Source organism: Agarivorans sp. Alg241-V36, assembly GCF_900537085.1.
In the GTDB taxonomy this organism is placed as follows: Bacteria; Pseudomonadota; Gammaproteobacteria; order Enterobacterales; family Celerinatantimonadaceae; genus Agarivorans.
Genome location: NZ_UNRE01000004.1, coordinates 73,900 through 95,822 on the forward strand (window position 1 = coordinate 73,900; position 21,923 = coordinate 95,822).

General features: G+C 45.8%; 24 protein-coding genes. 11 read left to right on the top strand and 13 right to left on the bottom strand.

Features of this window, described 5'->3' with window-relative positions; all coding sequences use genetic code 11:
- Positions 1-22: 22 nt before the first annotated feature.
- Together G6R11_RS10265 and G6R11_RS10270 are read left to right on the top strand one after the other, a co-directional pair.
- On the top strand, positions 23-406 hold the full coding sequence (locus G6R11_RS10265) for a hypothetical protein (RefSeq protein ID WP_163132994.1): 384 nt from the start codon (positions 23-25) through the stop codon (positions 404-406).
- 71 nt (positions 407-477) lie between these two features.
- Entirely contained in the window at positions 478-705 is a 228-nt protein-coding gene (locus G6R11_RS10270; RefSeq protein ID WP_240352437.1) for a hypothetical protein, read from the top strand.
- Positions 706-738: 33 nt separating this feature from the next.
- Here the strand turns inward: G6R11_RS10270 and G6R11_RS10275 are convergent, their stop codons facing one another.
- The 5 genes from G6R11_RS10275 to xerD form a co-directional block, all read right to left on the bottom strand.
- Positions 739-2,316 (bottom strand): PAS domain-containing methyl-accepting chemotaxis protein, encoded by a 1,578-nt coding sequence (locus tag G6R11_RS10275; RefSeq protein WP_163132995.1) that lies wholly within the window; start codon positions 2,314-2,316, stop codon positions 739-741.
- Positions 2,317-2,546: 230 nt separating this feature from the next.
- Positions 2,547-2,978, bottom strand: coding sequence for a thioredoxin TrxC (trxC, locus tag G6R11_RS10280; RefSeq protein ID WP_163132996.1), 432 nt, complete (start codon positions 2,976-2,978; stop codon positions 2,547-2,549).
- A gap of 19 nt (positions 2,979-2,997) precedes the next feature.
- Positions 2,998-4,719, bottom strand: coding sequence for a single-stranded-DNA-specific exonuclease RecJ (gene recJ, locus G6R11_RS10285; protein WP_163132997.1), 1,722 nt, complete (start codon positions 4,717-4,719; stop codon positions 2,998-3,000).
- 80 nt (positions 4,720-4,799) lie between these two features.
- Positions 4,800-5,579, bottom strand: coding sequence for a bifunctional protein-disulfide isomerase/oxidoreductase DsbC (gene dsbC, locus G6R11_RS10290; RefSeq protein WP_163132998.1), 780 nt, complete (start codon positions 5,577-5,579; stop codon positions 4,800-4,802).
- 111 nt (positions 5,580-5,690) lie between these two features.
- Positions 5,691-6,611: a site-specific tyrosine recombinase XerD gene (gene xerD, locus G6R11_RS10295; protein WP_163132999.1), complete on the bottom strand. Its 921-nt coding sequence runs from the start codon at positions 6,609-6,611 to the stop codon at positions 5,691-5,693.
- A 100-nt stretch (positions 6,612-6,711) separates the two neighbouring features.
- Here xerD and fldB point away from each other — a divergent pair, with 100 nt between their 5' ends.
- On the top strand, positions 6,712-7,236 hold the full coding sequence (fldB, locus tag G6R11_RS10300; RefSeq protein WP_163133000.1) for a flavodoxin FldB: 525 nt from the start codon (positions 6,712-6,714) through the stop codon (positions 7,234-7,236).
- A 61-nt stretch (positions 7,237-7,297) separates the two neighbouring features.
- Here fldB and G6R11_RS10305 read toward each other — a convergent pair whose 3' ends face one another.
- From G6R11_RS10305 to G6R11_RS10315, 3 genes are all read right to left on the bottom strand, one after another.
- The gene (locus G6R11_RS10305) at positions 7,298-8,659 is read right to left on the bottom strand and encodes a methyl-accepting chemotaxis protein (RefSeq protein ID WP_163133001.1); all 1,362 of its coding nucleotides are present in this window, start codon (positions 8,657-8,659) and stop codon (positions 7,298-7,300) included.
- Between the two features lie 186 nt (positions 8,660-8,845).
- Positions 8,846-10,153: a branched-chain amino acid transport system II carrier protein gene (gene brnQ, locus G6R11_RS10310; RefSeq protein ID WP_163133002.1), complete on the bottom strand. Its 1,308-nt coding sequence runs from the start codon at positions 10,151-10,153 to the stop codon at positions 8,846-8,848.
- 131 nt (positions 10,154-10,284) lie between these two features.
- On the bottom strand, positions 10,285-11,007 hold the full coding sequence (locus tag G6R11_RS10315) for a tRNA1(Val) (adenine(37)-N6)-methyltransferase (protein ID WP_163133003.1): 723 nt from the start codon (positions 11,005-11,007) through the stop codon (positions 10,285-10,287).
- A 97-nt stretch (positions 11,008-11,104) separates the two neighbouring features.
- On the opposite strand from G6R11_RS10315, the gene srmB reads away from it, so the two are divergent.
- Positions 11,105-12,361, top strand: coding sequence for an ATP-dependent RNA helicase SrmB (gene srmB, locus G6R11_RS10320; protein ID WP_163133004.1), 1,257 nt, complete (start codon positions 11,105-11,107; stop codon positions 12,359-12,361).
- A gap of 71 nt (positions 12,362-12,432) precedes the next feature.
- On the opposite strand, the gene G6R11_RS10325 is transcribed toward srmB, so the two are convergent.
- The 5 genes from G6R11_RS10325 to G6R11_RS10345 form a co-directional block, all read right to left on the bottom strand.
- On the bottom strand, positions 12,433-13,203 hold the full coding sequence (locus G6R11_RS10325) for an OmpA family protein (RefSeq protein ID WP_163133005.1): 771 nt from the start codon (positions 13,201-13,203) through the stop codon (positions 12,433-12,435).
- Positions 13,204-13,410: 207 nt separating this feature from the next.
- Positions 13,411-13,878, bottom strand: coding sequence for a hypothetical protein (locus G6R11_RS10330; protein ID WP_163133006.1), 468 nt, complete (start codon positions 13,876-13,878; stop codon positions 13,411-13,413).
- Between the two features lie 161 nt (positions 13,879-14,039).
- Entirely contained in the window at positions 14,040-14,816 is a 777-nt protein-coding gene (gene yaaA / locus G6R11_RS10335; protein ID WP_163133007.1) for a peroxide stress protein YaaA, read from the bottom strand.
- Between the two features lie 17 nt (positions 14,817-14,833).
- A complete protein-coding gene (locus G6R11_RS10340) occupies positions 14,834-15,952 on the bottom strand; it encodes a PilT/PilU family type 4a pilus ATPase (protein WP_163133008.1) in 1,119 nt (372 codons plus the stop codon).
- Between the two features lie 8 nt (positions 15,953-15,960).
- Entirely contained in the window at positions 15,961-16,995 is a 1,035-nt protein-coding gene (locus G6R11_RS10345; protein WP_163133009.1) for a type IV pilus twitching motility protein PilT, read from the bottom strand.
- A gap of 25 nt (positions 16,996-17,020) precedes the next feature.
- Here G6R11_RS10345 and G6R11_RS10350 point away from each other — a divergent pair, with 25 nt between their 5' ends.
- From G6R11_RS10350 to hemW, 7 genes are all read left to right on the top strand, one after another.
- Positions 17,021-17,719: a YggS family pyridoxal phosphate-dependent enzyme gene (locus G6R11_RS10350; protein ID WP_163133010.1), complete on the top strand. Its 699-nt coding sequence runs from the start codon at positions 17,021-17,023 to the stop codon at positions 17,717-17,719.
- Between the two features lie 184 nt (positions 17,720-17,903).
- The gene (proC, locus tag G6R11_RS10355) at positions 17,904-18,725 is read left to right on the top strand and encodes a pyrroline-5-carboxylate reductase (protein ID WP_163133011.1); all 822 of its coding nucleotides are present in this window, start codon (positions 17,904-17,906) and stop codon (positions 18,723-18,725) included.
- A gap of 17 nt (positions 18,726-18,742) precedes the next feature.
- The gene (locus tag G6R11_RS10360) at positions 18,743-19,288 is read left to right on the top strand and encodes a YggT family protein (protein ID WP_163133012.1); all 546 of its coding nucleotides are present in this window, start codon (positions 18,743-18,745) and stop codon (positions 19,286-19,288) included.
- Positions 19,289-19,579, top strand: coding sequence for a DUF167 family protein YggU (gene yggU / locus G6R11_RS10365; RefSeq protein WP_016401375.1), 291 nt, complete (start codon positions 19,289-19,291; stop codon positions 19,577-19,579).
- A gap of 58 nt (positions 19,580-19,637) precedes the next feature.
- Positions 19,638-20,072 (top strand): DUF4426 domain-containing protein, encoded by a 435-nt coding sequence (locus G6R11_RS10370; RefSeq protein ID WP_163133013.1) that lies wholly within the window; start codon positions 19,638-19,640, stop codon positions 20,070-20,072.
- A 98-nt stretch (positions 20,073-20,170) separates the two neighbouring features.
- A complete protein-coding gene (rdgB, locus tag G6R11_RS10375; RefSeq protein WP_163133014.1) occupies positions 20,171-20,770 on the top strand; it encodes an RdgB/HAM1 family non-canonical purine NTP pyrophosphatase in 600 nt (199 codons plus the stop codon).
- Positions 20,764-21,918, top strand: a complete 1,155-nt coding sequence (gene hemW / locus G6R11_RS10380; RefSeq protein WP_163133015.1) for a radical SAM family heme chaperone HemW — start codon at positions 20,764-20,766, stop codon at positions 21,916-21,918. The genes rdgB and hemW overlap by 7 nt, the downstream gene beginning before the upstream one ends.
- Positions 21,919-21,923 lie beyond the last annotated feature (5 nt).

Consider the following 21,923-nt stretch of genomic DNA (forward strand, 5'->3'; position numbering starts at 1 on the left):
CTTCACCAACAAGGACCAATATATGGCTAAAGATCCTCGAATAATCGATAAACGCATTCCCTTTGTGATGGCTTTGCTAATTGGTCTTTTTTGTTACTACACTTGGGCGCCCAATAGCCCCTTTAAACAAAGAGAAAGCCTGTCTTTAGAGCGCGCCTTAGCAAACCAACAATCTGGCTTGGTAGAGGGCGATGTTCTGGTTATGGGCAACACAAATAGCGAGCAAGAGGTATTAGCTAAAAGTGCTGAAGGCAAGTTACTCACAATCAACTTTAATCAACAATCTACACCGGCTATTGGTAGTTTTTGGCAAGTAAAAGGCATGCTTAGCTGGCCCGAAAATGCCCCCTTACTCAAGGTGTCTCAAGCAAGTACCCCCACTAAACAGTCAACAGAGTCACAATAAACTGCGCTAACGCAAGGTTGTATATAAGTATGTGCTTAATAATGACTTAAGTCGTTATTTAAAAGGGCATCATGATGACTCAACAACAAGGAAAGTACTTGCTATATGCCGTTATAAGCGCGGGCTTAGTATTGGTACTAGTAGGAATAGCCTTAGCGATGTTTTCTAATATTAGTGTCTCTATGGGTGTAACCGGGGTGCAAATAATTGCTGGTATTATCGGCCTAGGCTTACTGTTAATGGTACCCAGCAAAATTATTCTCACCCTATTACTGATGAAAGCAAAATCAAAAAATTAAGCTAAGTTATCTATCGTTGATTTACCTGCTAAATCAACGAGCAAACAGCTCTACCATTGCCCGCAACTTGCCGCTTTGTTCAGCCAACAAATGATTGGCTTCGCTAGTATGCTGACAACGTTGCAAGGTTTGTTGAGTTTGCTGGCTAATTGCCGATACGTTGCCGCCAATTTCACTGGCCACAGAAGCTTGTTCCTCGGTAGCATTAGCGATTTGGCTAATTCGGCCGCGAATTTGCTCTACGGTTTGGGTTATTTTCATAATTGCATCACCAGCATTGGCTGCTTGCTCAACACTACCCTGTGCAGCGCTGCTGCCTTGTTGCATTACTTTCACTGCTCGCTCAGCGCCACTTTGCAAGGTGGCAACAATACTTTGAATTTCTTCGGTTGAGCTTTGCGTGCGACTGGCTAAGGTTCTTACTTCATCTGCCACCACGGCAAAACCTCTCCCCTGCTCTCCCGCTCTTGCTGCCTCGATGGCAGCATTTAAAGCCAGTAAATTGGTTTGTTCGGCAATGCCTTGAATAACCGTGACAAATGAGCCAATTTGCTCACTTTCTTGAGCCAGCGAAGCAATCACTTCACTAGCGGTATCAATTTCTTTAGCCAGCAGGTTAATTTGTGTGATGGTCTCATTCACTTCTTGGTGGCCTTGACGCACCTGCTGATCGGCTTGGCTGGTTTGCTCTACCGTTTGTTGCACGCTAGATGAGACCTCTTCAACGCTGCTCGCCATTTGGCCAATGGCACTTGCCACTTGCTCAACTTCATTCTGTTGCGAGTCCATATCGGTGTATACACCCTCGGTTGCGCTCGATGCCTGAGCAGCCACTTTATCCAATTGCTGCGCCGAATCACTAACTCGCCAAATTAAGGTTTGTTGTTGGTGATCCAATAGAATATTAGCCAATTGTAATTGCCCTAATTCATCGCAGCGCCCGGTGTAAATCCATTGCGCCACGGGATCATCAATAGTTTGTTTACTGCTGGCCGCCAAGCTACGAATAGACGCACTAAGCATAGCGGCTAACAAAATGCTTAGCCCTATAATCACCAAGGCTGCGATTAGCCCACCACCTAAAGAGAGTACTGAGTTAAACAGGCAAAGTGCTAACACCAATAAACTAGGTAAGGCAAAGCTTAAACTGTAACGGCTTAAAATATTCAGCCCGCGTTCCATGCGAGAAATAGGAGCCTGCCCCTCATTGATGCGTTGATATAGACGATCTGCACGTAGCACTGCCTCGGCATTAGGTTTTACCCTCACCGACTGGTAACCCTCAATCTCCCCTTTACTAGAGAGCATCGGAGTGACAAAAGCATCCACCCAGTAATTGTCTCCGTTTTTACAGCGATTATTTACAATTCCCATCCAAGGTTTGCCGCTTTCAACCCTATCCCAAAGCATCTTGAAAGCCGCTTTAGGCATTGCAGGGTGACGAACAATATTGTGTCCGTGAGTGACTAATTCATCATTGCTATAACCACTAATATCGACAAAGTCTTGATTGGCGTAGGTAATTACGCCTCGAGGATCGGTAGTTGAAACGATGTGTTGATGTTCAACCATCTTGCGCTCATTTCCGGTAAGAGAGCTTCCGCTAGGCATAAACAATCCTTTAATCATTGGCTCTGTGGCCAGCTAATTTTTATTTGATATTTTGATTAATTATTGACAACAAATAGATAACTCGCCATCAACAAATACTTAAAAATAATAACTTTTTGGATTATCTCTATTTAGGTAGGCAACACAATAATGAGCTGTAGAAATTGCGAGGATGAAACAAAAACTTTAGAGCTCTAGGAGCTCTAAAGTGCTAATGGTGACAAATCGAACTAAATATATTGCTCAAGCCACTGTTGCATAGCTTGGGCAGGTAAAGCACCAGCCTGCTGGCTTAATAGTTTGCCGTTTTTAAACACCATTAAGGTAGGAATTGAGCGAATTTGATAACGCTGCGCCAAGGCTTGTTGTTCTTCGGTATTCACTTTTAGAAACTGCGCCCTATGGGCAAATTGCTGAGCAGCTTGCTGGTAAGCAGGCGCCATGCTTTTACATGGGCCACACCAAGATGCCCAAAAATCTACCACAACCGGTAGCTCTCCGCCCAAGTGTTTACTAAAGCTATTTTCGGTGACATCAATAGGCTGACCGCTAAACAAGGCCTGCTTACATTTACCACATTTAGCTTGCTCGCTTATTCGAGCCACCGGTAAGCGATTGCCCGCTTGGCAGCTAGGACAAATCACAATCAGTGATTCAGACATATTATTACTCCTACAACTTTTACAAAGGCGCCAAGTGTTCAACCATCAACTGAACACTACGACGTCCTCTAAATTCATTAACATCTAATTTATACACCAACTGCACTTGTTTGAGACTGGCGTTTGGCCAAATGCTGCGGTCGACATTGAAGGCAATGGCATCAATTTCTTGGGTCATACCGGGCAGTTTAACACTCATCTTTAAATGCTTTTCGCCAACCACTCGTTGGGCACACAACTCAAACTCACCATCAAACAGGGGCTCTGGGAAACCTTGCCCCCACGGCCCAGCCTCGCGCAATGATTCGGCAAATCCCAGCACCAATTGTTCGGGTGCTAACTCTCCATCACTAAGCAGCGTATGAGTAAGGCATTCTTCATCAATAAAGTCTTTGGCTGTTTTCTCTAAGCAGAGCTGAAACTCTGCAAAGCGCGCCTGCGATAAGGACAAACCGGCAGCCATGGCGTGACCACCAAATTTACTGATTAAGCCGGAGTTTTGGGTATCGATACGTTCCAGTAAATCGCGCAGATGCACTCCAGCTACCGAACGACCAGAGCCCTTTACTTCGCCATTATCGCCATCTGCAAAAGCAAACACTGGACGATAATATTTTTCTTTGATGCGCGAAGCCACCAGCCCTACAACACCTTGGTGCCAATCGGCTTGATACAAACACAGAACTTTGGGCAGGCTTTGACTATCTAAACTCAATTTGCTGACACTTTGCTGAGCTTCTTGCTGCATGCTGGCTTCAATATCTTTGCGCTCGCTATTCAAACTGTCCATTTCGCTGGCCAGTTGGCGGGCATGGTGAATATCGTCACTGAGCAAACAGTGAATACCTAGGCTCATGTCGTCTAAGCGGCCAACCGCGTTGAGGCGCGGACCAATAGAAAAGCCCAAATCACTGGCCACCATATTGGCTTTATTGCGACCAGACACTTCAATAAGCGCCTGAATGCCGGGCCTACAAGCGCCAGCGCGAATCCGTTGCAAGCCTTGATGCACTAAGATGCGGTTATTGCTATCTAGCGGCACCACGTCGGCTACGGTGCCTAGAGCCACTAAATCCAGTAGGCTGGCAATATTGGGTTCAACCAAGCCTTGTTGGGCAAATAAATCCTGTTGGCGCATTTTGCTGCGCAGCGCCATAAGCAAGTAAAACGCTACGCCAACGCCAGCCAAGTTTTTGCTAGGAAAAGCGCAGGCCGACAGATTTGGATTAACAATCGCCGCCGCTTTGGGTAATTGCTCACCAGGCAGGTGGTGATCGGTAATTAATACCGGAATACCAAGAGACTGCGCCTTATCAACACCATTAATGCTGGAGATGCCATTATCTACGGTAATGATTAGCTCGGCGCCTTTGGCTGCGGCTAGCTCTACAATCTCTGGGCTTAAACCATAACCATATTCAAAACGGTTAGGCACCAGAAAATCCACAGCCCTAAAGCCAAATTGCGGTAAGCCCGCCATAAGCAGCGCGGTGCTGGTTGCGCCATCGGCGTCAAAGTCGCCCACAATGAGGATCTTTTTCCGCTGCTGCAAATTGCTAATCAACAGATTTACGGCATCATCCATGCCTTGTAAGCCCTGAAACGGCAACAAAGCTTGAGCGCGTCGCTCTACATCGGCGGCAGATTTTACTCCGCGTCGCACATAAACTTGCTTGATCAGCTCGGGCCATTCGGCCGGCAGGGCTTGGGTATCTAGACTCTCTCGGCGGCGTAATAACACGTATTGTTTTCTCTAGGCTGGTGAAATAAAAAAGGCTCCCCTTTTTAACAAAAGTAGGAGCCTATTTACAGCAGTGTAAGCTAGCTGCGCTCTAAAAACTCTAACAAGGCTGCAGGTGGGCGATACCCTGGTAACATGGTGCCATCTTCTAGCACCATCGCTGGTGTGCCACGTACTCCAAAGGCTTCGCCTAATTGGTATTGTTTAAGTACGCTGTTATCGCAGCTGGCTTTAGTGACTGAGCCGCCGTTTTTAGCTGCGCTCATTGCACCGGCTTGATCGTCGGCGCACCATACGCTTTGCATTTCACCGAAAACCGGTGAATCTACCCCACCACGAGGAAAGGCTAAATAGCGCACGGTAATACCTAGATCGGTATAACCAGCAAGGGTTTCAACCTTTTGGGTATGCTGGTTTTTTTCTTTGTAGGTGTATAACTCGTTGTGTAACTTGCGGCAATAACCACAGCTAGTATCGGTAAATACCGTTACTACGTATTTTTCATCTTTAGCTTTGAACTCAATCATGTCATTTTCAAAGCTAGCTAATTGTTTGATGCGTACTTTAGCCATGCTGGCATCAGTTAGGTTCACGCGGTTCACTAAATCAAACAGGCTACCTTGTAACAGGTAGCGGCCATCTTGGCTTATGTAAAACATGCCTTGGCTAGTAGTAACCTCGTAAATATCTGTCAGCGGAGTTTCCGCGAGGGAATCCACTGCTACACCTAAGCGAGCCTCTATTATCTGTTTAGTTTTATTTGTATCTAAAGCAGGCTCACTGGCTGCTGCACTCCAAGCGCTATTTAGGCTCAGGCCGAATATACTCATCGACAACAATAAGGCCTTGGATAATTTCATTAAATTTTCTCCGAATTAGGGGTATACAAGCAGACCGTGCAAAGCTGAGAAAACTTACCGCCTATCTCGCTCAAATGCAAAAAATTAATTACAAACTGCTTACTTATACGTTTAAGCACGCGGGTGGTGTTGCTGATAAACACTACGTAAACGCTCATTTGCCACATGGGTATATATTTGGGTGGTGGATAAATCGCTGTGCCCCAACAACATTTGCACCACCCGTAAGTCTGCTCCGTGGTTGAGTAAATGTGTTGCAAAAGCATGGCGCAAGGTATGAGGCGACAAATGGTTGTTGATCCCGGCCAAACTGGCATAGCGTTTAATTCGATGCCAAAAGGTTTGCCGAGTCATCTGGCTACCACGAGAGCTAGGAAACAATACATCACTCTCTTGCTTTAATAACATTGGTCGCGCCTGTTTCAAGTAACGCTCTAGTACGTCTACAGCTTGCTCCCCTAAAGGCACTAAGCGCTCTTTACCGCCTTTGCCCACCACCCTCACTAGGCCTTGGCGCAAGCTTACTTGCTCTATTTGCAAGCTCACCAGCTCGGTGACGCGCAAACCAGTCGCATAAAGCACCTCCAACATGGCTAAGTCACGATGTTGAATGGGGTCGTCGAGCTGAGGTTCATTCAACAAGGCTTCAACTTCCGCCTCGCTTAAGGTGCCTGGAAGTTTTTTCTCTAATTTGGGTTGGACTAACAAGGCACAGGGATCGTCTTCACGGCTTTTTTCTTGAATCAAAAAGCGATAAAAACGTTTTAGGCTTGAAAGCTGCCTAGCGGCACTGGCTGGCTTTTGTCCTTGCTCGAAGCGATAGGCGATAAAGCCTTGTAAATCTAAAGCCTCAGCTTGCTCAATGGCGACCTTTCTCTGCTGTAAAAAACTAGCAAGTTGGTTTAAATCGTTGCGATAGGAGTTAAGGGTATTTTCTGCAAGGCTATGCTCAAACCACAACTGTTCAATAAAGCGATTGATATGCGGATTGTCTATTTCGCTGGCTTTGGGTTTGGCTTGCTTACTTGGCATATCTCTCACTAGTTTGTCGTGCTCGCACTTGGCTTATTGGTGTTAGTTAGCGCTTTTGATAAACTGCCCGCGCACACTGCAACGCTTAAGGAAGTATTACATGCGCATTGGCCTGTTCTTCGGCTCATCTACCTGTTACACCGAAATGGCAGCGGAAAAAATTATCGCTGAATTTGCCGACCATGATATCGACATGTTCAATATTAAAGATTGCGACGTAGCCCAAATGCACGACTACTCGCTACTTATTCTTGGCATATCCACTTGGGATTATGGCGAATTACAAGAAGATTGGGAAGCCGTATGGGATAACCTTGAAGGGCTTGATTTTAAAAACAAAACCATTGCCCTGTTTGGTCTTGGTGATCAGGTGGGTTACAGCGAATGGTTTTTAGATGCCATGGGCTTGTTGTTTGAACAGCTGGCACCCTCTGGTGCCAACTTTATTGGCTTTTGGCCAAACCAAGGCTACGAATTTGAAGCCTCCAAAGCTCTCACCGAAGATGGCGAATTCTTTTATGGCTTAGCGCTAGATGATGAACATCAATACGAGTTAAGCGACCAACGCATTCAACAGTGGTGCGGGCAATTAAAGCAAGAGCTCGCCGAACTGCAAGCACCTTAAACAATTTGGTATTAGCTAATGTGAAGTTTAAAAATTCACATTAGCTATCCTGCTTTAAGCACTAAACCTTTAACTCTTTAGTAAGCTGTTCTAGTACTTCTACCCTTTCCAGCAGCGATTTAATCGCTTGATCTGAGCCTTGAACTAACTCTGTTACCAATACAGTTTGATCACGTAACTGATGAGTATCTTCAGAGATGCCTGTAGCAACCACCCCTTGTTGCTCTGAGGCTGTAGCAATTTCTGAAATTTTGGCCGAAACCGTATCGGTGCGCTGATGGATGTCGGCAATTGTTTGATGCACACCGCCCATCATCTGCTTACTGGTTTCACCGCGTTGTACGCTTTCTTTAACCGTTGAACTTAGGCCAAGGCTGGTAGATTGCAGCTCTTCAATCATTGATTGGATCTCAACAGTGGCCTGCTGTGCACGCCCAGCTAAGCTGCGAACTTCATCTGCAACAACGGCAAAACCACGCCCTTGCTCACCAGCGCGGGCAGCTTCAATCGCGGCATTTAATGCCAACAGATTGGTTTGTTCAGAAATAGAATTAATGGTGGTAACCACTGCACCAATATCTTGAGTACGCTTTTCCAATTGAGTTACCGCTTGTTCGGCGCGCTGTACATCAGCCATTAGTTGATCAATAGCCTCCACGGTAAGCTCAACATTTTGCTGGCCTGCACTAGTGGCTTGATTAGCCTGGGTAGTTTGCTCGGCGGTGTCATTGGCATTGGCGGCCACATTGCGAATCGTTACCACCATTTGCTCGATGGCACTGGCTAAAGAGTCAACTCGGTCTTGCTGTTGCACACTTACACTATTGCATTGCTCACTGGTTTGATTGAGTTGATCACATAAGTCTTTAACCATGGCGTTACTGGCATTAGTTTCGCTCACTAGTTGGTGTTCACGCTCTGCCACCTTATCAATAATGATCGCAATGGAGCTAAACTCGTCACGCACCGGAAAGTAATTGAGTCGCTTGGTTAAATCGCCCTTGGCTAACAAATCTAAAGCATTGTGAATTTGATACATTGCCCCGCCAATAAAGGTCATGACGTAGTAAAACAGCAAACCCGCAACAAATAATATTGCAGCAATACTGGCGTATTGCAGCCCGGAAAATAAGCCAAAAATGGAGGTGTTGTGGTGCTGAGAGCTCACATTATTGCCACGCAATGTATAACCCGCTTTCGATAGCAAGGCTCGCAGCTCTTCTGGCTCAGCCTTAATCACTTGGCTTAACAGCTGGGCCTCTTGTTGATGAACTTCTTGCAAGTGTTGCTCTACATTACTAGACACAATCAACAAGATTGCTACCAAAGCCAGCATAGGGAATACGAACATCAGTAGAAATTTTTCCTGCAAGGTAAGGTGAATATTAAAGCGGTCAATCCACCTAAATGGGACTTCTTTCATGACAAACTCCATTTTGCATATAAGCAACCAACAAGTAGTCGCTTATGGTATTGCGCGAAGCCTGCAAATACGAGGGATAGCAGGCTCAGTTCGGGGGGAGAAAAACCAAAAAAAAACAGGTATTAACCTGTTATGTTGTTTTGCTTAGTTGAAATAGCGCTAGCGCAGAGGCTAGCGCTTTCAATACTAGGCGGTTTCTACCACGGCTTGTTTGCTTGGACGAGCAAATATACTCACCAATACCGCCGCAAAAGTAGGCAGTAGCCAAGCAAAACCCTGAGAGAAGCCAGGCAGAACATTAAAGGCATCCATATTCACACCAGTCGCTTTAATCGCATCGAGTATGCCAAAAATAGCCGCCACACCAATGATTAAACGAGCCGCCATTTGCGGGCGATTAAACCAATCAACCAACAAGTTAAAGGCAATGAGCGCTACCGCTACTGGATAGATACCGATAAGAATAGGAATAGACACCACTAGCAATTGATTTAAACCAATGTTGGCAACCAATGCACAACAAGCGGCAGTGATAATCGCGGTAAGCTTATATGAGAATTTGCTGTTATCACTGACATAAGTTGAGAACGACGAGATACCACCAATGGCGGTAGTAAAGCAGGCCAAACTCACAATTGCCGTAAGTAACAGCTGACCTTTAGCGCCAAACAGTACGCCAACATAAGCAACAATAATCTCGCCACCATTTTTCGCCTCTGGCGCTACACCAGTTGCAGTAGCACCCAAATAGAACAGCACCACATAAAACAGAGTTAAGCCGATGGCCGCGATGATGCTAGCCTTAACTAAATAGCCAAATTGCTCACCTTTACCGGTAACACCTTTGCTGTTTAGCGCATCAATCATCAATACACCAAACATTAACGCAGCCAAGGCATCCATAGTGTTATAACCATCGATAAAACCTTGACCAAATGGCATGTCGGCAAAGCCTTTTTGCGCATCGGCGATTTCAGCAAAAGGATTACTAAATACACTCACACCAATAACAGCAATACAAATTACCAGTAAAGGGGTGATAATTTTGCCCACGGTATCAATCAAACCACCACGGCGCAGAATGAAAAACAGCGCCGCAATAAAATAAAACGAGGAGTAAGCTATTAAGGTTAGCTGACTAGCGCTCTCTACTAATGGTACCAAACCTAGCTCGTAGGCCACCAAACATGTACGGGGAATACCAAACATAGGCACCAATACCAAATAAATGGCTAGCGCAATAAAGTTGGCCACCTTAGAGGGTAAATAACGCCCAAGGTGCACAATGCCGCCACCCGCTTTTGCAATCGCCAGCAAGCCAAGTAACGGTAAACCTACTGCAGTGGCCAAAAAGCCAAGCATCGACATAGCAAGATTATCGCCCGCTAACATGCCTGCCATAGGTGGAAAAATCAAATTACCGGCGCCTAAAAAAAAGGCGAATACCATCATCCCTAAGCTTAATGTATTCCATGATCCAAGTGGTTTGGTCACGTGTTATCCTCGTTGTAGATTGCAATTGTTTATAATTTTGAGCGCGTAAGTATATAGAACTAAACTTAAACATAAAACCAGTGAATAAATCTACATTATGGATAATTGATCCAACTCAATAGTAAACAAACCTACATTTTTAAGTACAAGTCTCTACACAATTCAACATACTGTTTGCTATAAGCGTTATCTGCTTGATAGATAAGGATTTGCTCTTTTTTAACTGGCTGCAATTGCAGCTTGGAGAAACGCAACAAGCTACGAATAGCGGGTTTGCTGGTTACTGATTGAACATCTGCTTGTTGGATTAAATACCAATTGTTGCGCAGAGCATGCTGTTGCCAGTGCTCGGCGACATCGCACGGTAGCACTAGGGCAAGCTCGGTGTTTGAGTGGCTCAGCTCAGTTAACGACAAAAAGAACTGTTGAGCATCCAAAGAGCCATTGTGCCTAGCCTGCTGGCGCTTTTGTTCAAAACTCTGTCCAGCGGGGAAATAAGGCGGGTTAGAAACAATCAGATCATAGCTGTGCGCTGCTTGGTAGTCTTGCATACTGCTTAACGCTACTTGGATAGCATTTGGCCAAGGTGAGTTTGCTACATTTAGTTTTGCTTGCTCAACGGCATCAGGTTCAATATCGATAGCATCAATCCTTGCCCTTCCTTGACAACGCTGCGCCATAATCAAACTAATTAAACCTGTACCGGTTCCCACATCCAATATCCGTTTCGCATTAGCAAGATTAAGCCACGCAGCCAATAGGATCCCGTCGGTGCCAACCTTCATAGCACATTGATCATGAGCCACATGAAACTGCTTAAAGGTAAATCCAGGACGCTGATTATGATCGATCACTTCTTGCTTGCCTCTGTTTGGCGCTATACTATGCCGCGAATGTAAATGACCCGCGCTTTTGGTTCAAGTCGATGGCGCCTCACAACTTGGTAGATTTATGACCTTCGAAGACCTCGACCTAGACCCGCAGATCCTTGCTGCAGTAAGCGATATGAGCTTGCAAAAAGCCACCTCTATTCAGCAGCAAACCATTCCGGCAATGCTTGATGGTCGAGATGTACTTGCTTCTGCGCCCACTGGCACAGGCAAAACCTTAGGTTTTTTACTGCCGGCTATTCAGCACTTACTGGATTACCCACGCCGCAAAGCAGGGCCTGGTCGAGTACTTATTCTCACCCCTACTCGCGAGCTTGCCATGCAAGTGGCCGAGCAAGCGCGCTTAGCCACTGCACACACCAAGTTAACCACCATCGATATCACCGGTGGGGTTAAATACGATGTACACGCGGAGCAGCTAAAGGGCAATATTGATATTGTAATTGCCACCCCAGGCCGCCTGATGGAATACATCACTTACAAGGTATTTGATACTCAAGCGATTGAAGTACTAATACTTGATGAAGCCGATCGCATGTTAGACATGGGCTTTATTAAAGATATGGAAACTATTAGCGACGCCACCAGTGAGCGCAGCCAAACGGCTCTGTTTTCTGCCACCTTGGAAGGCTCTGGTTTATTACGTTTTGCCGACAAAGTAATGCAAGACCCAGTACAAATTGAAGTAGAGCCACCTCGTCGCGAGCGAGCTAAAATTCAGCAAATCTTGCACTTCTGTGATGATGCCGCTCATAAATACCAATTATTGCGCCACTACTTGCTTAACGAAGAGATTGAACGTTGTGTGGTATTTGTAAAAACCCGCGACCGTTTATATGCCCTAGCCGAGCAGCTACAAAGCGATGAGATTAAAGCATCGTATCTACGTGGTGAAATGGCCCAAGACAAACGCAATCAAGCTATGCAAGCCTTTAGAGACGGTGAAGTGAAGATCCTCATCGCAACCGATGTGGCCGCTCGAGGCTTAGACGTACCTGAAATTAGTCATGTATTTAACTATGACATGCCACGCACACCAGATGTTTACGTTCACCGAATTGGCCGCACAGCCCGTGCTGGTCGTAAAGGTATGGCGATTAACTTGGTTGAAGCACATGACATGGGCGCGTTAGCAAAAGCTGAGCGCTATACCGAAGAACCAATTAAACGCCGAGTGGTTGATGGCTTACGCCCTACTCATCGGGTTGCTGCGCCGCCAGCGAAGAAGAAAAAACCTAAAACCGTTGAAGCTAAAAAAGCCGCTAAGAAAAAAGCCAAGGGTCGCGCTAAAAAATTAGCTAAAAAAGCCAAAAAATAGCCAACGGGCAATAGCCATTCAAAACAAAGCCACGCATTGCGTGGCTTTTTAGTTAACTCTGATAAAAGCTCTTAGTTATAAACGCGCACTTCTACGCGGCGGTTATGAGCTCGACCTTCTTCAGTAGCATTTGAAGCAATGGGGGCTGCAATGCCTTTACCTTCTTCAACAGCCGCATCTCTGGTTACACCAGCAGCTAACAATGCAACACCAACGTTATGGGCTCGGCGCTTACTAAGCTCATAGTTATATTCATCACTACCGACATTATCGGTATGACCAGCTACATCAATTTTTAGATCATTGGCTATAACGGTCTTAGCGATACAATCCAGTTTCTCTTGCTCGTCTGCGTCGTATTCATCTTTGTTAAAACCAAACAAGATGTGCTCAAAGCCAACCACTTTGTCATCTTCAACCATCACATATTGTTCACATGATTCTGGAATCAACACTGCAGCAACTGCGGCCACTACCACCACTTCTTCTACAATCTCTTCCTCAACAACTTCTTCTACAACAACTTCTTCAACAATCACTTCTTCGACAATCACTTCTTCGACGATTTCACAACCACGTTCATTAACTGGTGCACCAGCCGGTGTGTCGGGGCATTCATCAACACTGTTGGCAACGCCGTCACCGTCCCCATCATAATCAGCACAAATTAAACCACCAACAACTGCACCACCAACCATGCCTGCACCACCGCCCACAGCAGCACCAAACCCGCCTCCAACTATAGGACACAGAACCCTAATATCTCCTTCTGGAGGAGTTGAACACCCTGATAATGACGCTGCGCCAACTAGCGCTAATACCACTGCAATCTTATTTTTCATATTATCTCCATATGGCCTAATTCGACTATTCATGTCGATTACCTTGAGTAAAAAATAAGTCAGCTATTTACCAATTAAACCTATTCTAGGTAGGCTTTTTTGAGATATTGACAAGGCTGGAGCAAAAACTCAAGTGAATAAAAAGTTAAAAACTTTATACTTAAGTAGTATTAAACACCTCAAAAAGCAGCAAATTTAACTTTAACTTTACCCAATATCGGTGGGTGAACGAAGACGAATATCATGTGAGAACTCGAATCTTTGATGCGCAAAAAATAGCTCGTTAACATCCAACGGGGCTTTGACCGACACTGACGCATAGGACTCTTCAACAATAAGTCGCCGGCGATCCAATGAACGCGTTGCCATAAACTCAATGTCTAAGCTGGCGCTTTCTCCAGGACTAATATCGCGACGAAAGTTAAGTCCCATGGAATCCCAAGTCTCGTTATCTGGCCCCCAAGGCGCCGCATATTCTGTTTTTACTACCTGCAAATAGGGGTTTAAAAATACGATTTTGGGTTGACTGGTACTTCGAATGGTTGGCGCAGTATTAAGTAAAGTAAATTTAACCGTGAACAGCTCATTAACATTAACAAACTGCCCCTTGGTTTTGCTCACTTCAGCACTTAAATAAAGGTATTGTGAATAGTGCTCTAAAATTGCGTCTAACATCTTAGCTTTCCTTACTGATGAGTAAAAAGCTAAGCCTAGTCAACCGCTCTGACTCTAGCGGCTTAATGCCTTAATCTCCATAAAGTAGCCGTAAACAATTATGCGCATAAAAAAAGCCCCAACTATGTGGGGCTTTAACACGCTGTAAATCAAGTTAAGCCTTACTCAGCCTCATCGCGCAAAAACACCAAGGTGCTAGCGTCTGAGCTAGCTTCATCAAAATAATAACCTTGGTAATCAAACTGGCTCAGCTGCTCTAAAGTTGTAACTTGTTTGTCAAACATATAACGCGCCATTAGACCACGGGCTTTTTTGGCATAAAAGCTAATGATCTTATATTGGCCGTTCTTTTGTTCTTTAAATACAGGGGTAATAACCGTGCCGTTCAAAAGCTTGGGCTTAACTGCTTTAAAGTACTCATTAGAGGCTAAATTAACCAGGACATTATCACCTTGCTCAGCTAAGGCTTGATTCAGTTTCTCGGTGATAATCGCTCCCCAAAACTGATACAAGTTTGTCCCTCTTTCATTGGCCAGCTTAATGCCCATTTCTAAGCGATAAGCCATCATCAAATCCATGGGACGCAACAAACCATAAAGGCCGGACAAGATCCGCAAATGCTTCTGGGCATAGTCTAATTGCTCTGCACTTAAGCTTGCCGCATCTAAGCCAGTGTAAACATCGCCTTTAAAAGCAAATACTGCCGGGCGCGCTAAAACTTCTGGTAAGTCCTTGGTCCATTCAGCAAAACGGGCGGCATTTAAGCCGGCCAATTTATCACTAATTTTCATCAAGCTAGCGATGTCGGCTGGGCTTAGCTGCCTAGCTACATCGATTAGCTCGGCACTATGCTCAAGCAGCTCAGGGCGAGAAGATGAGTAACTCGCTAACTCAGAACTAAAATCCAAGGTTTTAGCTGGTGAAATAACCGCTAACATAATGCTCCTTTCAAGTGTTAAAAATCGACGGTTACACCGTCTAACATTCCGCTGTCTAAATTATTCGATTTTTCAGTGCCATGCAATTTAATCATCAAACGAAGATCGTTTGGCGAATCGGCATGGGCAATGGCTTCGGTATAGCCAATTACCCCACTTTCGTACAATTCAAACAAGCTTTGGTCGAAGGTTAACATACCCTGCTCGCGCGATTTACTCATTAACTCTTTCAGCTTGTGCATATCGCCTTTACGAATCAAATCTGCAGCTAATGGCGTATTAAGTAAAATTTCAAATACCCCGCGGCGGCCATTGCCATCTTTGGTAGGCACCAACTGCTGAGCCACAATCGCCCGCAGATTGAACGATAAGTCAAAACACAATTGACGATGGCGCTCTTCTGGCACTAAGTGCATGATTCGGTCGAGGGCTTGGTTCGCGTTGTTGGCGTGCAAGGTAGCCATACATAAGTGACCCGTTTCGGAGAATTGCAAAGCAAACTCCATGGTCTCACGGGTACGGATCTCACCAATTAGAATCACATCGGGTGCTTGACGCAATGAGTTCTTCAAGGCTTCATCAAACGACGGCGTATCAATGCCCACTTCACGCTGGTTAACAATACAACCGGCATGTTTATGCATGAATTCCACCGGATCTTCAATGGTAAGAATATGCCCACTGGAATTATGATTACGGTAGTCAATCATACTGGCCTGAGTGGTTGACTTACCGGCACCAGTCGCACCAACAAACAGAATCAATCCGCGCTTAGACATGCCCACTTCTTTGAGAATCTGCGGCAATTGCAGCTGCTCAAAACTAGGAATATCCGTTTCAATACGACGAATCACCATGCTTGGTTGTTCACGTTGATAAAAGGCACTCACACGGTAGCGGCCCAAGCCTTGCCGAGCGATAGCAAAGTTTGCCTCGCGGCCAGTAACAAAGGCCTCTAACTGAGCTTCTGTGCGAATGTCAGCCAGCATATCCATCACATGCTCAGGCATCAGTTTTTGCTCATTCAGTGGTGTTAATCTACCACTCACCTTTGCACTAGGCGGCACGCCAACCGATAAATACAAATCGGATGCTTTACGATCCGACATATCGCTTAATAGCTCATCGAGTAACATAAATCCTCCTAGAAGTTATTTGGATCTGCAGCTTTAAGTTTAGCGTCTTCATAAGACACCATGCCTTGGTTCACCAACTCTTTTAAGTTTTGATCCAGGGTCTGCATGCCGTGCGCCATACCGGTTTGAATAACCGAATACATTTGCGCGACTTTATCTTCACGAATCAAGTTACGAATAGCTGGAATACCGGTCATGATCTCATGAGCAGCAACTCGTCCGCCGCCTAACTTTTTAAGCAGGGTTTGGGCAATTACCGCACGTAGTGATTCAGATAACATTGAACGCACCATGTCTTTTTCGGCTGCTGGGAATACATCAATCACACGGTCAATGGTTTTAGCCGCCGAGGTGGTGTGCAAAGTGCCAAAAACTAAGTGACCCGTTTCTGCTGCGGTTAGTGCCAGGCGAATGGTCTCTAAGTCACGTAATTCACCTACCAGAATGATATCTGGATCTTCACGAAGTGCAGAACGTAGTGCGTTATTAAAGCTGTGCGTATCACGGTGCACTTCACGTTGGTTAATCAAACAGTTTTTGTTTTTGTGGACAAATTCGATCGGGTCTTCAATGGTAAGAATATGCTCGTGACGTTGCTCGTTCACGTAATCAATCATCGCCGCCAAAGTAGTGGATTTACCCGAACCCGTAGGCCCCGTTACCAACACTAAACCACGAGGGTGTTCAGCAATTTGCCTAAAAATAGCCGGTGCCCCCAGTTGGTCTAAGCTCAATACTTCTGAAGGAATGGTACGAAATACCGCTGCAGCGCCGCGGCTCTGTTGGAAGGCATTCACACGAAAACGCGCTGTACCGGGTACCTCAAACGAGAAGTCAATCTCGAGGTTTTCTTCGTACTCTTTACGTTGCTTATCGTTCATAATGTCGTAGATCAGGCTATGAACTTGTTTGTGCTCTAGTGCCGGTACGTTAATTTTACGTACTTCGCCGTCTACCCGAATCATCGGTGGCAATTCTGCAGATAGGTGTAGATCCGACGCGTTATGTTTTACACTAAAGGCCAGTAATTCAGTAACATCCATTTAATTGTTTCCTCAATGTGAGTCTATGAGCAGTATTACCCAAGCACTTCAATTTGTTAACCAAGAAATTCAGCAAGCGTTAGCTAAAGCACATCGCCCAGCTGATGCTGTTGATTTGTTAGCCGTTAGTAAAACCAAACCTTTGAATGATATTGCAACAGCCTACCAGGCGGGCCAGCGCAGCTTTGGTGAAAACTATGTGCAAGAGGGCGTAGACAAAATCATCGAAAGCCAACAACAAAACTGGCTAAAAGACCCCATAGAGTGGCACTTTATTGGCCCCTTGCAGTCCAACAAAACTCGCCTCGTGGCCGAGCACTTTGATTGGATGCAAACTCTTGAGCGGGCAAAAATTGCTGACCGCTTAGCGGCACAGCGCCCTAGCGACATGGCGCCCTTGCAGGTATGCATACAAGTAAATATTAGCCAAGAACCGGCTAAATCAGGCGTATTGCTAGAAGATGTAGCAGCTTTGGCTGCACACATTGCGAAACAGCCCGCCTTAAGCTTGCGCGGTTTAATGGCCATTCCACAAAAGCTTGAGCAAGGCCAAGAACTGGCGGCTCAATTTGCCGCCATGCAACAAAAGTTCAGCGAATTACAGCAACAATATTCTAGTGTTGATACTCTTTCCATGGGAATGAGTGGCGACATGCAAATGGCAATCAATAACGGCAGTACCATGGTTAGGGTGGGCAGCGCGATATTTGGCCAACGAAACTAATACCAATCACACTAAGTAAGTGATCAGAAATAGCGCAGGAAAAATACTCGAGAATAAGGCAGGATTTTTCGATAAGTAGTTATTCTACAATCAAAAATGCTAACGCAATTATCGAGTATTTTAACCAGATAGAATGAACTGTGACTTAGTACGATTGGTATAACAATAATAAGGAAAATTGAACATGACAGCTCGAATTGCGTTTATTGGCGGTGGTAACATGGCCAGCAGTTTAATTGGCGGCTTACTCGCTAATGGCGCAAACCCAAGCAGCATTACCGCGAGTGACCCAAATACCGAGCAGCAGCAAAACCTTAAGCAGCAGTTTTCGGTGAATGTAACTGGCGATAACAATCAAGCCATTGCACAAAGCGATGTGATTGTATTGGCGGTAAAGCCGCAGCTAATGGCAGTGGTGTGCCAAGCAATAGCCGATGCGGGCAACGACTTAAGCAGCAAGCTGTTTGTGTCTATTGCTGCCGGTGTAAGCGTTAAGCGCTTAAAAAGTTTACTGGGCGAGCAGGTTGCCATTGTGCGCACCATGCCTAATACTCCAGCATTGGTTGGCCGCGGTATGACTGGTTTATACGCACCAGCAGATGTTAGCCAAGAGCAAAACGCTAGCGCCGAGCAACTAATGCAAGCAGTGGGAGAAACCTGCTGGGTGGAAAATGAAGATGATATCAACCACATTATTGCGGCTGCAGGCAGTGCCCCCGCTTATTTCTTCCTGTTTATGGAGGCTATGCAACAGCAAGCGGAGCAACTAGGCTTTAGCCCTGAACAAGCTCGAAGCTTAGTTCAGCAATCAGCCTTAGGCAGTGCCGAATTAGTTGCAGCTAACCCAGACCTTGATTTAGCGACACTTCGGGCCAATGTTACTTCTAAGGGAGGAACGACTGCCGAGGCAATTCGTGTTTTTGAAGAACAAGGCTTACGTAAAGTAGTCGCCAATGCCATGGACGCTGCCGTTGAACGCGGACGCGAAATGGAAAGTTTGTTTTAATTTATTCTGAGGACCTTATGCAAGCGCTTAGTTACTTGATTGAAGTTGTATTCAACCTCTACTTAATGGTGGTTTTACTGCGTGTGTGGCTACAAATGGCGCGCGCCGATTTTTACAACCCGCTTAGCCAGTTTGTGGTTAAAGCAACCAACCCTATTGTGGTTCCACTACGCCGAATTATCCCAGGATTTGCCGGGGTAGATTGGGCAGCAGTGTTCTTGGCACTGGTTATATCCTTTGCCAAATGGGCCATTTTGATGCAACTACGCGGCGGTTTTGATTTAGCTGCGGTATCCCTTCTAGCCTTGTTTAGCACGCTAAAAGAAGCAGGCATGCTGTTGTTCTGGGTATTGTTACTGCGCGCTATCTTAAGCTGGGTAAGCCAAGGTCGCAGCCCAATTGAGTATGTATTGGGCCAATTAACTGAACCGCTACTTTCACCAATTCGCCGCATTCTGCCTTCTATGGGTGGTTTGGATTTATCAGTATTGGTGCTATTTATTGCGCTTAACTTCCTTAACTTGTTAATCGCTGGTTGGGTTCCTTTCTGGAGTTCGTTGTAATTGCCTAAGCCCGTTAGCTTTGATGACGTAAACCTGCTGTTGCAGGTTTACGTACAACCTAAAGCCAGCCGCGACGCGATTATTGGCCTACACGGTGAGGAACTTAAAATAGCCATAACCGCTCCCCCCGTTGATGGCAAAGCCAATCAGCACTTGAGCAAGTTTTTAGCTAAACAATGTAAAGTGGCCAAATCGCAAATCTCTATTCTTCGCGGAGAACTGGGTCGCCACAAAACCATTAGCATTGCTCAGCCAAAACAAATCCCTGAGATAATCGCTGGTTTACTGTAACTTTTATCGCGCAAATTCTTTCTATACTTAAACCATGCATGTAAAAAAGGTCGTCCTCATGAGTAAGTTTTTCTTGGTCAACTTGATCGCCAGCTTAATGCTATTTTCGCTACCCAGTCAGGCTGAACAAAAGGTTCAGTTGGGTAACTATGAGGTGCACTATGTGGCCTTTAACTCCACCTTTATTCCAGCAGAAGTCGCCAAAATTTATGGCTTGCAGCGCAGCCGCTATAACGGTTTGATTAACATCACCGTACTCGACAGTAAATCGGCGAACAAAGCGCCGGTAGCCGTCAATATATCGGGAAATGCACGTAATTTAGTGGGGAATAATAAGCAGCTAGAGTTCAAAGAAATTCGCGAAGGCGAGTCGATTTACTACATTGCTGAGCTGCGCCACAGTAACGAAGAAACCTTTCGTTTTAAGCTCACTATTGATGATGGCAAAAGCCAACAGATATTAGAGTTTCAACAAAAATTCTACGTAGATTAAGCCCGCAATAAAATAGCCTTAACACCTGCTTAAGGCTATTTCAGCGCAGCACCTTCGATTACACTAGCCCAGCCTATTTGCTAACTTTAGGACACAGCATGCAACAAGTTGTACTCGCCACCGGCAATCCCGGCAAAGTGGCCGAATTATCAGAATTACTTAAGCCACTAAACAAGCAAATTATTGCCCAAAGTGAATTTGCCATAGAAGATGCCGACGAGACCGGCACTACCTTTGTGGAAAATGCCATTATTAAGGCCCGTCACGCCGCTCGCATTACTGGGCTTGCTGCCATAGCTGATGACTCAGGTTTAGCCGTTGACTACTTAAATGGGGCGCCCGGTTTATACTCTTCACGCTACGCTGGCGAAGATGCCAATGACCACGACAACGTGCTCAAGTTATTAGAAGCCATGAAACAAGTGCCACCAGCCCAGCGCGGCGCAGAGTTTCACTGTGTATTGGTGTATTTGCGCCATGCCGATGACCCAGCCCCGCTAATTTGCCACGGAAAATGGCGCGGCACTATTACCGAAGAAATTCATGGTGCTGGCGGTTTTGGTTATGACCCAGTATTTTGGGTTGAGCAACATCAGGCAACGTCGGCTCAAATCAGCAAGGCCGAGAAAAACGCCCTTAGTCATCGCGGTATTGCCCTACGCCAATTGTTAGCACAGATGGAAGCTCAAGCATGCTAAAGCTTAGCCCTGCGCTTAGCCTTTATGTGCACGTGCCTTGGTGCGTACAAAAATGCCCCTATTGCGATTTTAACTCCCACGGCCTCAAGCAAGACTTACCTGAAGCCGATTACATTAACGCCCTGTTGGCCGATTTAGATGCCGACTTAGCCCGCTTCCCAGCCTTACAAGGGCGAGCGCTGCACAGTATTTTTATTGGTGGAGGCACCCCTAGCCTGCTATCGGCCCACGCTATCAGTAATCTATTGCAAGGCATTAAACAGCGCTTGGCCCTAAGCCCTGAGACCGAAGTCACTATGGAAGCCAACCCCGGTACCGCCGAGGCAGAGCGCTTTGCGGGTTATTTTCAGGCTGGGGTTAACCGCTTATCGATTGGCGTGCAAAGCTTTGAAGCTAGCCACTTACAAAAACTTGGCCGCATTCATAGTGGTGATGAAGCCATCAGAGCCTTTGAGTTTGCCCAACAAGCCGGCTTTAAACGCATCAATCTCGATTTAATGCACGGCTTGCCAAACCAAACCCTTAAGCAAGCCATGGCTGATTTACAACAAGCCTTTGCGCTTGGGCCAAGCCATTTATCTTGGTACCAGCTCACCATTGAAGCCAATACCGCTTTCGCTTCGCGCCCTCCCAAACTTCCTAACGAGGATCTGTTATGGGATATTTACGAGCAAGGCCACCAGCAACTGCAGCAAGCAGGCTTTGAGCAATACGAAGTCTCGGCCTACTGTAAAAATGGCGACCGCTCGCAACACAACCTCAATTACTGGCGCTTTGGCGATTACCTAGGCATTGGCTGTGGAGCGCACGGCAAAATAAGCGACCTGACACAACAGGCCATCGTAAGAACCGAAAAAGTTAAGCACCCTAAAGGTTATTTAGAACAAGAACGTGATTTCATGTTTAAACACTGGGCAGTGGAGCAAGCTGATTTAGCCTTTGAGTATTTCTTAAACCGCTTACGCTTATTCGAAGATATTCCCAAGGCAGAGTTTATTAACTTAACCGGTTTAGCGCTCAGCAAGCTTGAGTCATCACTTAAAGATGCTAAACAACAAGGTCTATTGGATGAACATGATCAGCATTGGGCTGTCACAAAAAAAGGCCGTTTATTTCTAAACGACCTTCTCAATTGCTTTACCGATTAAGCTGG